Source organism: Antarcticimicrobium luteum, assembly GCF_004358185.1.
Lineage (GTDB): Bacteria > Pseudomonadota > Alphaproteobacteria > Rhodobacterales > Rhodobacteraceae > Antarcticimicrobium > Antarcticimicrobium luteum.
On the sequence record NZ_SMUV01000056.1, the window covers coordinates 72,533 to 84,699 of the forward strand.

The 12,167-nt window shown below is 65.3% G+C and carries 12 protein-coding genes, 1 pseudogene and 1 other annotated feature; of the genes and pseudogenes, 9 read left to right on the forward strand and 4 right to left on the reverse strand.

What is annotated here, in order from left to right; translation table 11 throughout:
- Position 1 precedes the first annotated feature (1 nt).
- The 3 genes from secF to E1832_RS06530 are packed head-to-tail and all read left to right on the forward strand — an operon-like array spanning position 2 to position 2,075.
- On the forward strand, positions 2 to 973 hold the full coding sequence (gene secF, locus E1832_RS06520; RefSeq protein ID WP_133358929.1) for a protein translocase subunit SecF: 972 nt from the start codon (positions 2 to 4) through the stop codon (positions 971 to 973).
- The gene (locus tag E1832_RS06525) at positions 966 to 1,718 is read left to right on the forward strand and encodes a TSUP family transporter (RefSeq protein ID WP_133358930.1); all 753 of its coding nucleotides are present in this window, start codon (positions 966 to 968) and stop codon (positions 1,716 to 1,718) included. The genes secF and E1832_RS06525 overlap by 8 nt, the downstream gene beginning before the upstream one ends.
- 3 nt (positions 1,719 to 1,721) lie before the next feature.
- Complete coding sequence (locus E1832_RS06530) at positions 1,722 to 2,075, forward strand: Mth938-like domain-containing protein (protein ID WP_133358931.1); 354 nt, start codon at positions 1,722 to 1,724, stop codon at positions 2,073 to 2,075.
- Between the two features lie 35 nt (positions 2,076 to 2,110).
- Here E1832_RS06530 and E1832_RS06535 read toward each other — a convergent pair whose 3' ends face one another.
- Positions 2,111 to 3,532: a sensor histidine kinase gene (locus tag E1832_RS06535; protein WP_245513867.1), complete on the reverse strand. Its 1,422-nt coding sequence runs from the start codon at positions 3,530 to 3,532 to the stop codon at positions 2,111 to 2,113.
- 351 nt (positions 3,533 to 3,883) lie between these two features.
- Between E1832_RS06535 and E1832_RS06540 the strand changes: the two genes are divergently transcribed.
- Together E1832_RS06540 and E1832_RS06545 are read left to right on the forward strand one after the other, a co-directional pair.
- The gene (locus E1832_RS06540) at positions 3,884 to 4,498 is read left to right on the forward strand and encodes an acyl-homoserine-lactone synthase (protein WP_133358942.1); all 615 of its coding nucleotides are present in this window, start codon (positions 3,884 to 3,886) and stop codon (positions 4,496 to 4,498) included.
- 187 nt (positions 4,499 to 4,685) lie between these two features.
- Entirely contained in the window at positions 4,686 to 6,293 is a 1,608-nt protein-coding gene (locus tag E1832_RS06545; RefSeq protein WP_133358932.1) for a tetratricopeptide repeat-containing sulfotransferase family protein, read from the forward strand.
- 13 nt (positions 6,294 to 6,306) lie between these two features.
- Here E1832_RS06545 and E1832_RS06550 read toward each other — a convergent pair.
- A pseudogene (locus E1832_RS06550) lies at positions 6,307 to 7,021 on the reverse strand (LrgB family protein).
- Positions 7,014 to 7,397: a CidA/LrgA family protein gene (locus tag E1832_RS06555; RefSeq protein WP_245513869.1), complete on the reverse strand. Its 384-nt coding sequence runs from the start codon at positions 7,395 to 7,397 to the stop codon at positions 7,014 to 7,016. Before E1832_RS06555 ends, E1832_RS06550 begins: the two are co-directional and overlap by 8 nt.
- Positions 7,398 to 7,638: 241 nt before the next feature.
- Positions 7,639 to 7,696, forward strand: a sequence feature (sul1 is cis-regulatory element that is thought to sense ions involved in sulfur or methionine metabolism; They are found in Alphaproteobacteria).
- 66 nt (positions 7,697 to 7,762) lie between these two features.
- Here E1832_RS06555 and E1832_RS06560 point away from each other — a divergent pair.
- Positions 7,763 to 9,253 (forward strand): SulP family inorganic anion transporter, encoded by a 1,491-nt coding sequence (locus tag E1832_RS06560; RefSeq protein ID WP_133358934.1) that lies wholly within the window; start codon positions 7,763 to 7,765, stop codon positions 9,251 to 9,253.
- A 14-nt stretch (positions 9,254 to 9,267) separates the two neighbouring features.
- Positions 9,268 to 10,125, forward strand: coding sequence for a universal stress protein (locus tag E1832_RS06565; RefSeq protein WP_133358935.1), 858 nt, complete (start codon positions 9,268 to 9,270; stop codon positions 10,123 to 10,125).
- A 64-nt stretch (positions 10,126 to 10,189) separates the two neighbouring features.
- Here E1832_RS06565 and E1832_RS06570 read toward each other — a convergent pair whose 3' ends face one another.
- A complete protein-coding gene (locus E1832_RS06570) occupies positions 10,190 to 10,798 on the reverse strand; it encodes a TetR/AcrR family transcriptional regulator (RefSeq protein ID WP_245513871.1) in 609 nt (202 codons plus the stop codon).
- Between the two features lie 136 nt (positions 10,799 to 10,934).
- Here E1832_RS06570 and E1832_RS06575 point away from each other — a divergent pair, with 136 nt between their 5' ends.
- Positions 10,935 to 11,498, forward strand: coding sequence for a carboxymuconolactone decarboxylase family protein (locus E1832_RS06575; RefSeq protein WP_133358936.1), 564 nt, complete (start codon positions 10,935 to 10,937; stop codon positions 11,496 to 11,498).
- A gap of 442 nt (positions 11,499 to 11,940) precedes the next feature.
- Entirely contained in the window at positions 11,941 to 12,090 is a 150-nt protein-coding gene (locus tag E1832_RS22470) for a hypothetical protein (protein WP_165978818.1), read from the forward strand.
- Positions 12,091 to 12,167 lie beyond the last annotated feature (77 nt).

The following is a 12,167-nucleotide window of genomic DNA, read 5'->3' on the forward strand; positions in this document are numbered from 1 at the left end:
GATGCGACTGCGACTGGTTCCCGCCCAAACCTCGTTCGACTTCTTCAAGCGTTGGAGACTCTGGCTGGGAATCTCCGGCCTGATGATGGTGGTTGCCTTCGGCTCCTTTGCGCTGCGGGGGCTGAACTATGGTATCGACTTCCGCGGCGGCACCACCATCCGCACCGAGAGCACGACGGCGGTCGATATCGGTACCTACCGCGATGCGATCACGCCGCTGGGGCTGGGCGATGTGGTGATTTCCGAGGTGTTCGATCCCGGCTTTCGCGCCGATCAGCATGTGGCGATGATCCGCATCCAGGCGCAGGACGACCAGGAGGCGATCAGCGCGGCGATGACTCAGACGGTCGAGGACGCGCTGGCGGCCGTGGTGCCGGACATCAAGTTCGTTTCGGTTGAATCCGTGGGCCCCAAGGTCTCGGGCGAGTTGGTGCAGACCGCGGTTCTGGCAGTGGTTCTGGCGATCGGGGCGGTGCTGATCTATATCTGGATGCGCTTTGAATGGCAGTTCGCGCTGGGGGCCGTGGTGGCGCTGATCCATGATGTGCTGCTGACCATCGGCATCTTTTCCGAGCTGCAGATCAAATTCGACCTGGCGATCATCGCGGCGCTGCTGACCATCGTGGGCTATTCGCTGAACGACACCGTGGTGGTGTTCGACCGGGTCCGCGAGAACCTGCGCAAATACAAGCAGAAGCCGCTGAAAGAGGTGATGAACCTCTCGATCAACGAGACCCTCAGCCGGACTCTGATGACCTCGCTGACCACGCTGCTGGCGCTGATCGCGCTGTTCGTGCTGGGCGGCGATGTGATCCGCGGCTTTGTCTTTGCGATGATCTGGGGCGTGATCGTCGGCACCTATTCCTCGGTCTTCGTAGCCTCGGCGATCCTGCTGTTCCTGGGGGTCAAGCGCGACTGGTCCAAGCCTGACCCGAAGAATTCCGGCAACCAGTTTGCAAACGTGGATGCCTGACGCGCTGGCCGCAGCCCTGGCGACGCCGGGGCTGGGCTGGCTGGTTCTGGCGGCCCTTGTCGCGGGCATGGTGCGCGGGTTCGCCGGTTTCGGCGCCGGTCTTGTCTTTGTGCCGGTGGCGGCGCAGGTTCTGCCGCCGCTGTGGGCACTGATCACGATCTCGGCGATGGACCTGCTGGGTCCGATTCCTAATATACCCGCCGCGCTGCGCCGGGCCGACCGGGGCGACCTGCTGCGGCTGGTGGGCGCGACCCTTCTGGCGCTGCCGCTGGGGCTGGCGGCGCTGAGCATGGTGGCGCCGGAAATGTTCCGCACCACGGTGTCGCTGCTGTCGCTGGGGATGCTGGGATGCCTGGTGGGCGGGCTGCGCTATCGCGGTCCGCTGGGGCCGCGCATGGTGCTTGGCACCGGCGGCGCGGCGGGGTTTCTGGGTGGTCTGGCCGCCCTGCCGGGGCCGCCGGTGATCCTGCTCTATATGGCCAGCCCGAACCCGGTGGCGGTTGTCCGCGCCTCGATCATGGCCTATCTGTTCTTCTTCGACATCGCGCTGATGGGCGTGCTGGCAGTTCAGGATGCGCTGGTTCTGGTACCGGTGCTGCTGGGGCTGGCGCTGGCGCTGCCGAACCTGGCGGGAAATCTGCTGGGCGCGGCGATCTTCCGCCCGGGTTTCGAGCGGATCTATCGTGCGGTGGCCTATTCGATCATCGCGGTCTCGGCCCTGTCGGGGCTGCCGCTCTGGGAGTGAGTGATGCGTCTCAACGAAGTGATCTACAACGACGCCGCCCCGGTCGAGGGCTATGGGCCGGGGTTTTTCCGGATCGGCGGCCAGGTGCATGAGGGCGCGGTTCTGACCGGCGCGGACGGCACCCGTCCCTGGCCGGGGCTGGACGCCGGGGCGCCGCTGCTGGCGCTGGCGGGCAAGATCGACGTGCTGTTTATCGGAACCGGACCCGAGATCGCGCATATTCCCGGCCCTCTGCGCACGGCGCTGGAAGGGGCGGGCATCGGGGTCGAGGTGATGGCCTCTCCGGCGGCCTGCCGGACCTACAACGTGCTGCTGTCCGAGGGGCGCCGTATCGCGCTGGCGGCGCTGCCAGTCTGAGCCGGGGCGCCGCGCACCCCGCCGTGATCCGGGGGTCAGGCTGCGGCGACAATCCCCGATGCGGTTGCCGCACCCATCTTCGAGGTGTGGATCGGGGCGTCCTCCTCCTTCAGATCGATGAAGAAGGTCGAGCCGACCCCCAGTTCGCTGGTATAGTTGATCTGGCCCTGATGCGCCTCGATGATCCGCTTGGAGATATTCAGGCCGAGGCCGGTGCCCTCGAATTTGCGCGTGTTCGAGGAATCCAGCTGGCTGAACTCTTCGAACAGCTTGCCGCGCGCGCCCTCGTCGATCCCGATGCCCTCGTCGGTGACCGACACGCGCAGGTCATCGCCCCTGTGGGCGAGCGAAACCCGTACCTCGGCGTGTTCCTCTGAGAATTTGGCGGCGTTCGACAGCAGGTTGGTGATCACCTGGTCGAGCCGCATCTTGTCGAACCGCGCCCAGCATGTGTCGTCCGGCAGGTCGATGGCGACGGTGATGTTCTTGCGGTCCGCAAAGGGGCGGAAGCGCTCGACCGCCTCGGTGATCAGCGCCCCGAGATCGGCGATCTCGAAATGAAAGTCGATCTTTCCGGCCTCTGCCTTTTGCAGCAGCAGCAGGTCGTTCACCAGGTCGGCCAGGCGACGGGTGTTGCGGGTGGCGATGTCGAGCGGTTTGGCCAGTTTTTCGGGCGGCTGGCCCAACACGCCCGAATTGATGATCTCCAGCGATCCCTTGATCGATGTCAGCGGGGTTCGCAACTCGTGGCTGACGGTCGAGAGAAACTGCGTCTTGGCGAGATAGGCGGCCTTGGTGCGCTCGTGCTCCTCCTCCAGTTCGCGGCGGCCGCGGAGGTTTTCGTTGTAGCCGGCCAGAAAGCTGCGCGAGCACTCGATGATGAACACCAGCACGAAGATCACCGTGAAGAAATGCATCCACAGTTCGGATGCCAGCGGCGGCCGCTCGATCGCCAGATCGCGGATCGGGATGAACAGGATGGCGGCGACGTAGATTGCCAGGCGCAGCGCCAGAACCGGCAGGAAATGGCGGTTGTTCATCGCCGCAAAGATCGAGGCGGAGAACAGCATGAAAAGCGGCATGAAGTGGCCGTTCTGGGTGCCCTGCTGGATCGAGACAGATACGCAGAACAGGGAAATCACAGAGGCGCTGATCGCGGTTCCGACATAGATCTCGCGCATGAAGCGGCGCACGGTTGTGGAATCCCAGGTGCTTGTCGACAGGATCCTGCGGAAGGTTCCGATGTCATAGGCCTCTGCGGCCCAGACAAGCGCATAGAAGGCCAGCGCGATGCGCCAGTCATAATAGGCCCCGGCCAGGAAAATGGCCGCAGAGTAGATCGCGATGCGCTGAAGAAGCAGATTTCGTCCGACCTTGGCGTAATCACGCAGCCGCCGCCGATTCACCCAAAGATGAGTCTTCGCGTCCGCGGCCTGAATGTCCTGTCGCTTGAACAACGCTTTGCCCTGCTTTTGTTAAGGTTCCGGCAACCATGAATGCAATTTTGCAACACGTATAGATTGTATATATAAACATTGATGGAAGTAGGGCCTGATTGTGGCAAAAGTTGGGACAGGTACTCTTACTCTCACTTATGCGCTCAAAATAAAAAACTAATCCGAGTCGGCAGGTTACAAATGGGCTTTCACTCAAGAAGCAGGCGAACGGGCGGACGTGATGTCCTGCCCGATCTGGCCCCCGTAGAGCTGGGGCCGTCCAGCCAGCAGCTATCCAGAGTTGCAATCCGCCGCGACCGGCCCGAGTCGTCGGCGGTCAAGGCTTTGGTGCGGGGCAAGGTTCCCAACCATATGCGCTCGACGGTGCTGTCGGTCCAGACACAACATCACTATGGCGAGCTTTATGCTGAATTCCTGAAGGCGCGGAAACGTGTCTTCATCGATGCCAAGCACTGGGATCTTCCGAATGTCGACGGCATGGAGTTCGACCAGTACGACACGCCGCAGAGCCGGTCGGTCGTGGTGCACGAGTTCGGCGAGGTGCTGGCGGGTATCCGGCTGTTGCCGACGACGGCGCGCTGTGGCTGCTACAGCTATATGCTGCGCGATGCCCAGCGGGGTCTGCTCGAAGGGATCCCGCCGCATGTCCTCTATGAAAAGGCGCCGGTCGCCGATCATATCTGGGAGGCGACCCGGCTTTTCGTGTCGCCCGATGTCGAGGCCGAACGCAGAATTCCGGTTCAGGCGCTGCTGCTGACCGAGATGGCACGGGCCGCCGTCGCCGGCGGGGCAACCCATGTGATCGGGATCGTGCCGGCGGTGTTCAAGCGGTGGATGGCCCGGCTGGGCATGGGCGCGCTGCCGTTGGGACCGAAGCTGGTGATCGACGGCGACAGAACCCAGGCGGCGGTGATGCATGTGGCCGCCGTCGCGGGTCAGCCAAAACGCCAGACGACCCTGCACTGAGTGGCCGCGCAGGCACGGGCAGGGGTGTTTGGCGCTGCCCGGGTGCGGCGCCGCGCGGGTTGAAATGACGCCGCCTGCCTGAGGCTGCGCGCCGGGCCGCGCTGTGGTTCGGCTCCGGCGGACAAACCCGTATTGACCGCGGCCGCGGAGCCTCTACGGTGCCCGGGCCATCGCCGAAGGAGCCAGCATGCCCCCGCGTCAGTCCACCGATAAAACCCTCGGCCGCGCCCGTCAGGCGGCCAGGGCCGGCGACTGGATCACCGCGCAGGCGCTCTATCAGACCATCCTCGACCGGTTTCCGGGCAACAGGCCGGCGCGGCAGGGGCTCGAAGCGTTGCGCCCCGCCGCGCTGCCGGATCTGCTGAAGGCGGCGCAGGCGGCGCAATCCGCGGGCCGTTGGGCCGAGGCCGCGCGCGGCCTTGCCACCGCAGCGGCCCTGGCGCCGGATCTGCCCGAGGTCGGCCTGGCCCTGGCCGCCTGCGAGTTGGAGATGGGCCGCGCGCCGGCGGCGTTGCGGGCGGCCGAGACGGTTCTGGAACGTGCTCCGGAGCATCCGGGCGCCCTGAACGTCAAGGGGCGCGCCCTGCGTGAAATGGGCCGCGTCGCGGAGGCCGAGGCGAGCCTTCAGGCGGCGCTGGGGCTGGCCGGAGCCGAGGCGCGGACGCTGGACAATCTCGGACTTCTCGCGCGGGCCCGTGGCGACCGCGCCGCCGCAGAGGGGTACTTCCGCCGCGCCGTCGCTCAGGCGCCCGAAAACGCCGCCCTGCACCGCAACCTTGCCCATGCGATCACCTATACCGAGGCAGAGCCGCACCTGGCGCAGATGCGCGCCTGTCTCGCCCGGATCGGTGCCGGCGATCCCGGCGCGGCACCGCTGCATTTCGCGCTGTTCAAGGCGCTGGACGATCTGGACCGGCGCGACGAGGCCTTTGCCCATCTGGAGGCCGGAAACCGGCTGACCCGGGCGGCGCTGGGATATGACTTCCAGACCGACGCGGTGCCCTATGCGGTGAGCAAAGCACTGTTCCAGGCGCCGCTGCCGGCCCCGGAGCGGACGGAGGGCGGGGCGGGGCCGCGCCCGATCTTCGTGACCGGGTTGCCGCGCACCGGCACCACGCTGACCGAACGGATCCTGTCGCGGGCCGAGGGCGTCCAGCCCTGCGGCGAGCTGACCGTGGTGCAGGTCGCTGTCGGTCGCCTGCTGCGCGAGGTCATGGCGCGCGAGACCAAGGCGCTGAGCGAGACAGATCTCGGCGCGCTCGGCGACGAGATCCGCGCGGGGCTGGCGGAGTATTCCGGCGGACGCCCGGTGCTGGTCGACAAGATGCCGCTGAACTTCCGCTGGATCGGCTATATCTGCGCGGCGCTGCCCGAGGCGCGGATCGTGCATCTGAACCGCGACCCGGTGGCGGTGGCCTGGTCGCTCTGGCGCCATTCCTTTGCCGGCGCCGGCAACGGCTTTGCCTATGATCCTGCCGACATCGCCCGGTTCATGGTGCTGCACCGCGATCTGATGGCGCATTGGCGCGGGGTTTGCCCGGGACGGATCTTCGATCTGGACTACGCCGAACTGGTGGCCGACCCCGAGGGCGCCACCCGTGCGCTGGCCGCGGCGGCCGGGCTGGACTGGACCGAAGACTGGCTCGCGCCCGAACGGGGAACCGGCGCGGTCCTGACCGCGAGCTCCGATCAGGTGCGCCGGCCGATCTATCGCGGCAGCGACGAAGGCTGGCGGCGCTACGAGGCGCAGCTTGCACCGCTCTCCTCGGCGCTTTCGGCGGCAGGACTGATATGAACCGGCGGCGGCCTCAGAACAGCAGCCCCCAGAGGATCGGCAGCAGCAGCGCGGTGGCCAGCGCGTTGAGCCCCATGGCCAGGCCCGAGAAGGCGCCGGCCGTCTCATTGACCTGAAGCGCGCGGGCGGTGCCGATGCCGTGGCTGGCCGTGCCCATGGCGAGTCCGCGCGCGCCAGTCCTTCACCCCGATCAGGTTCAGCACCATCGGGCCGAACATGGCGCCGATGATGCCGGTGGCGATCACCAGGGCGGCGGTGAGCGAGGGCAGACCGCCGAGTTCCTCGGCAATGGCCATGGCGACCGGCGCGGTCACCGATTTCGGTGCGATCGAGGCCAGCAGAGTGGGCGATCCGCCCAGTGCCCAGGCGATCCCGGCGGCGGTCAGGATCGCGGTCAGCGAGCCGGTCAACAGGCTGGCGCCGATCGCCAGGGCGGAGCGGCGCACCCGGTGCCATTGCCGGTAGAGCGGAATCGCCAGCGAGACGGTCGCCGGCCCCAGCAGGAAGTGCACGAACTGTGCCCCCTCGAAATAGGTGCCGTAGCCGGTGCCGGTCAGCATCAGAACCGGGACGATCAGCACCACTGCGCCCAGCACCGGGTTCAGCAGCGGATTGCGCCCGCTCTTGAGAAACAGCCAATTCGCCGCCTGGAACGCCACCAGCGTCAGGGTCAGGTGGAACAGCGGGTTGGCGTTGAGATAGACCCAGGTTTCCTGAAGATTACCCATCGGTTTCCGCCTTTGCCAGCCAGCCCATCATCAGCGCGGTCACCGCGATCGTCGCCAGCGTGCTGACGATCAGCGCCGCGCCCAGCGGCACCAGCGCCTCGCCCAATAGGCGGAAGTGCATCATGATGCCGGTCCCGGCGGGAACGAAGAGGAGGGACATTGCACCGAGCAGCCGGTCGGCGGTCTGTCCCAGTACCGGGGGAATCTCGCCGCGCAAGAGCAGCAGGAGGAACAGCAGCAGCATCCCCAGAACCGGGCCGGGGACGGGAAGGGCGAGGGCTCCGACCAGGAACTCTCCGGCAAGCTGGCAGGTCAGGATCAGCGTCAGGTAGGCGAGCATCTGGATCTCCGGGCTGTTGCCGGGCGAGTGTTCCATCGCCGGCGGCCCGGATCAAGCCATCGGCGGCGAGGCGGGCGGTCCCTGGGTGTATTTGAGGGGGCGTTCCGGCACGCGGACCAGCGCCAGGAGGGGAAGACCGAGGGCAGGTCAGGGACAGCTCAGCTCGAAACGCTGCGCAATTGTGCAGCAAACGGGCGGCACATCCCCGAAAGCGAAGGACATCACGCCTGCAATCTTGGCATTCCCGGTCACCTTGGCTATGAGCAGTGCCAGCGAACATGGAGCCGGGCGGAATCCCCGGCTGGCTCTTCCGGCCGCCTATCCGCCGGATAACCCATCAACAGATGACATCGATCAAGACCGCTGCAATCTGCGCGCGGCCTATGGATAAAGACCTGTTCATGATCTCACTCTCCCGATACCAACGCCAGTGGACCCACAACATCCGCGGCGATCTCCTTTCCGGCCTGGTGGTGGCGCTTGCGCTCATCCCCGAGGCCATTGCCTTTTCCATCATCGCCGGGGTCGACCCCAAGGTGGGGCTCTATGCCTCGTTCTCGATCGCCGTCATCACCGCGATCACCGGCGGCCGCCCAGGCATGATCTCGGCGGCGACGGCGGCCACGGCGGTGCTGATGGTCACGCTGGTGCGCGACCACGGGCTTGAATACCTGCTGGCGGCGACGGTCCTGGCCGGCCTGCTGCAGATCGGCGCCGGGCTGCTGAAACTCGGCTATGTGATGCGCTTCGTATCGAAATCGGTAATGACCGGGTTCGTCAACGCGCTCGCCATCCTCATTTTCATGGCGCAGCTGCCCGAGCTCGACCCGTCGAAAGTGCCCATACTGACCTATGCGCTGGTCGCGGCAGGTCTGGCGATCATCTATCTTTTTCCGCGGATCACGCGGGCGATTCCCTCGCCGCTGGTCACCATCGTCGTGCTGACCGCCCTGACCGTCGCCATGGGCTGGGATGTCCGCACGGTGGGCGACATGGGGCAATTGCCCGACACGCTGCCGGTGTTCCTGATCCCTGACATTCCGCTGACCTTCGAGACGCTTTCGATCATCTTTCCCTATTCGCTGGCGGTCGCTGTCGTCGGCCTGCTGGAAAGCCTGATGACGCAGCAGATCGTGGACGACCTGACCGACACCGGTTCCGACCGCAATCAGGAGTGCATCGGCCAGGGCATCGCCAATACTGCCACCGGGTTCATCGGCGGCATGGCAGGCTGCGCGATGATCGGCCAGTCGATGATCAACGTGAAATCCGGCGGCCGCGGGCGGCTGTCGACCTTTGCCGCGGGTATCTTCCTGCTGATCATGGTGGTCGCGCTGGGTGACATCGTGGCGATCATCCCGATGGCCGCGCTGGTGGCGATCATGATCATGGTGTCGATCGGCACCTTTTCCTGGTCCTCGATCCGGAGCCTGCGCGAACATCCGACATCCTCGTCCATCGTGATGCTGGCGACGGTGTTTTTCGTGGTCTACACCCACAACCTGGCCATTGGGGTTCTGGTGGGTGTGCTGCTCTCGGGAATCTTCTTTGCCTGGAAGATCGCCCAGCTGTTCCGGGTCCGCAGCGAGATCACCCCGGACGGCACCCACCGCACCTATCACGTCGAGGGGCAGCTGTTCTTTGCCTCTTCCGAGGATTTCATGCGCGCCTTCGACTTCAAGGAAGCGCCCGAAAAGGTCACCATCGATCTCAGCCGCGCGCATATCTGGGACATTTCCTCGGTTGCCGCGCTCGACATGGCCGTGCTCAAGTTCCGCCGGGAAGGCGCCGAGGTCGATCTGATCGGATTGAACCAGGCCTCCGAGACCATCGTTGACGAGCTTGCCATTCATGACAAGCCGGGCGCGATGGATCAATTGATGGGCCACTGAGGGAGGAAAGACCAATGACAACCGACACGCTCATCGCACTGGTGGATGGCTCGGCCTATTCCGAAAGCGTCTGCCATCACGCGGCCTGGATCGCCGGCCGGAACGGCTGGAAGGTAAAGGTCTATCACGTCATGGGGCGCCGGCAGGGGCCCGAGAAACAGGATCTCTCGGGGGCGATCCGGCTGGGCGCGCGCACGCGCCTTCTGGAGCAGTTGTCGGACCTCGACGCGGCGCGCGCCAAGCTCGCGCATGAGCATGGGCGCGCCATTCTCGAGGACGCCAAGGCGATCATCCAGGCCGGCGGCCCGATCGAGGTCGAGACCCGGCTGCGCCAGGGCGATCTGGTCGAAACGGTGACCGCGAAAGAGGAAACCGGCGACATGATTGTCATCGGCAAGCGCGGCGAGGCCGCCGGGGTGGCAATGGAGCATCTGGGCTCGAACCTGGAGCGCATCGTCCGCGCCAGCCACAAGCCCGTCTTTATCGCCAACCGGGCCTTCAGGCCGGCCGAAAAGGTTCTGGTCTCCTTTGACGGCGGCGCCTCGGGGCTCAAGGCGGTGGACTACATCTCGCGCAGCCCGTTATTCGCCGGTCTGAAAATCTCGCTGGTGTTCGCCGGCAAGGACACGCCGGACATCCGCCGATCGCTCGAGGATGCGGCGGCGACGCTCAAGGCGGGCGGCTTTGACGCGGAGATCATTCTGCGCGGCGGCGAGCCGGAAAAGGTTCTTGCAGAGATCACGGCCGAAGGAGAGCATGAATTGCTGGTCATGGGGGCCTATGGCCATTCGCGCGTGCGCTCGCTCATCATCGGATCGACAACGACCGAGATGATCCGCTCCTGCCGGGTGCCGGTTCTGATCATGCGCTAGGTGCGAATGGCACCCCGTCAGGCGGGGGCAACAAAGGCGCACGGCATCAGCGGCGCAGCGGGCATCAGGTCGTCTGGCGCAGACCACCGATTTCATCGGCCAGATCCGCGCAGAGGGTTCGCATGCTCTCTGCGTCGGTTTCCCGCTGTGCCTGGATCTTGAGGCCGAAGATATAGGTTTGAACGCGATGCGCCAGGCGATCCGGATCGCAGGTCTGTGGCAGTTCCCCCAGGGCTCTGGCGCGGTGCAGGGCGTCTGACAAAATGCCCTCGATCTGGTCGAGATGGGTCGTGACCACATCCCGCAAGTCGTTGCCGCGCGGGATTTCCAGCAGGGTTTTCACCAGCATGCAGGCGGTGGAGGGCTTGTCGCAGGGATCCAGCTGAGCCAGCCCCCTGAGATGTGATTGCAGCGCGGCAAGGGGCGACGCCGCTGTGTCGATCAGAGTCCGCAAATCATCTGCCGTGCGCTCGGCGTAGCGGTCGAGCGCCGCCCTGAAGAGGGTCTCCTTGTTCTTGAAGGCGGCGTAGATAGAGCCAGGGCGCATCTGCAGCGCGTCTTCCAGATCTTTCAGAGAGGTCGCGTTAAACCCTTTGACCCAGAACAGGGTCATTGCGGCGTCAAGCGCGGCGTCGCGGTCATATGAGGCGGTCCTGGACATGATGGTCAGCATAAGCCCCTTCCTGCCCCGAATGAAAGACCGCCGGGACATTATTTGAGCGATCACTCAAGCTTTACTTGAGCAATCGTTCAAAAATAGTCACCACTCGGGCATCGATGTTAAATCCAGCAAGAATGAGAGACGCCCCATGACCAAGTTCGAACGGTTTGACGAAACCACCGCCCCCGAGGCCGCCCTGCCGCTGATAGCAAAATCGAAAAAGGCCTTTGGCCGTTTGCCGGGGCTTCATGCGGTGATGGCCGGCTCGCCCGCGCTGCTGGAGGCCTATCAGGCGCTGCATCGCCTCTTTGCCGAGGAAACGGCCTTTGACGCCGATGAGAAAACCGTGGTCTGGCAGACCATCAACGTTTATCACGCGTGCCACTACTGCGTTCCGGCCCATACCGGCATTGCCAAGATGATGGGCGTCAGCGACGAGGTGTCGAACGCACTGCGCGACGAGACGCCGCTGCCCAATGACAAGCTGGAGGCGTTGCGCACCTTTGCGCTGATCATGCTGGACAACCGAGGCAACCCGACCGACGAGCAGATCGGGGCATTCTACGCGGCGGGCTACAACCAGCGCCATGTGCTGGATATCATTCTCGGTCTCGCCCAGAAAGTGATGAGCAACTATACCAACCACGTCGCTCAAACGCCGGTGGACCCGGTGATGCAGAAATTCGCCTGGACCCCCAAGGACAAGGGTTGAGGGGCAAGACACCCCAACCCGCAAGCTGCACCGGGCGCCAGGGAAGATAGGCGCCCGGCTGTTGCGGGAATCTGCCGGGCCGGTTGGCGAGGGACAGCCGCCAACGAGAACGCATCCGGCGTCAGCGGCGAGGCGGTTCCGGCGGGGCCTTGCGAATCGCCGCGGCATCGCCGCCGGGAGCATGGGCGACCGACCGTCTCAGGCGCGCGAGGCTCGCAATCGCCTGGCCCTGAACAGTGCGTCAGGTCTGTTCTTTCTCCAGATCGACCTGATTCTGAGATACCCGTGGGGGTGACGAAACCTCAAGGGGAGGGCGGGCTCTCCGGGGTCCGAGGAAATCGCCCCGCTGCCTGCCTCATCCGGTCCCGCCCACGCCGTATCAGCGTCACGCGATGCAGGGACCGCTGGGCCGGAATCCCACCCGGTTCCGGTTGCCTGAGCTGTGCTTTTGCCGCTGGCGTCAATCCGGCCCTGCGCTGGCGGGCTGCCGCCGACCGTGACGACCGGCGTGGTTGCGGTGGTCAGCTACCTCGGCCCGCGCGGGCTGTTCGAGCTGATCGAGCGGCGCTGGGGGGCGTCGCCCAAACCCTGATCTGATCCCTGATCCGTTTTTTCTGCAATCGCCCCGCCCTGTGCGGGGTTTTTCTTTGGAGACATCCCATGCCTGAC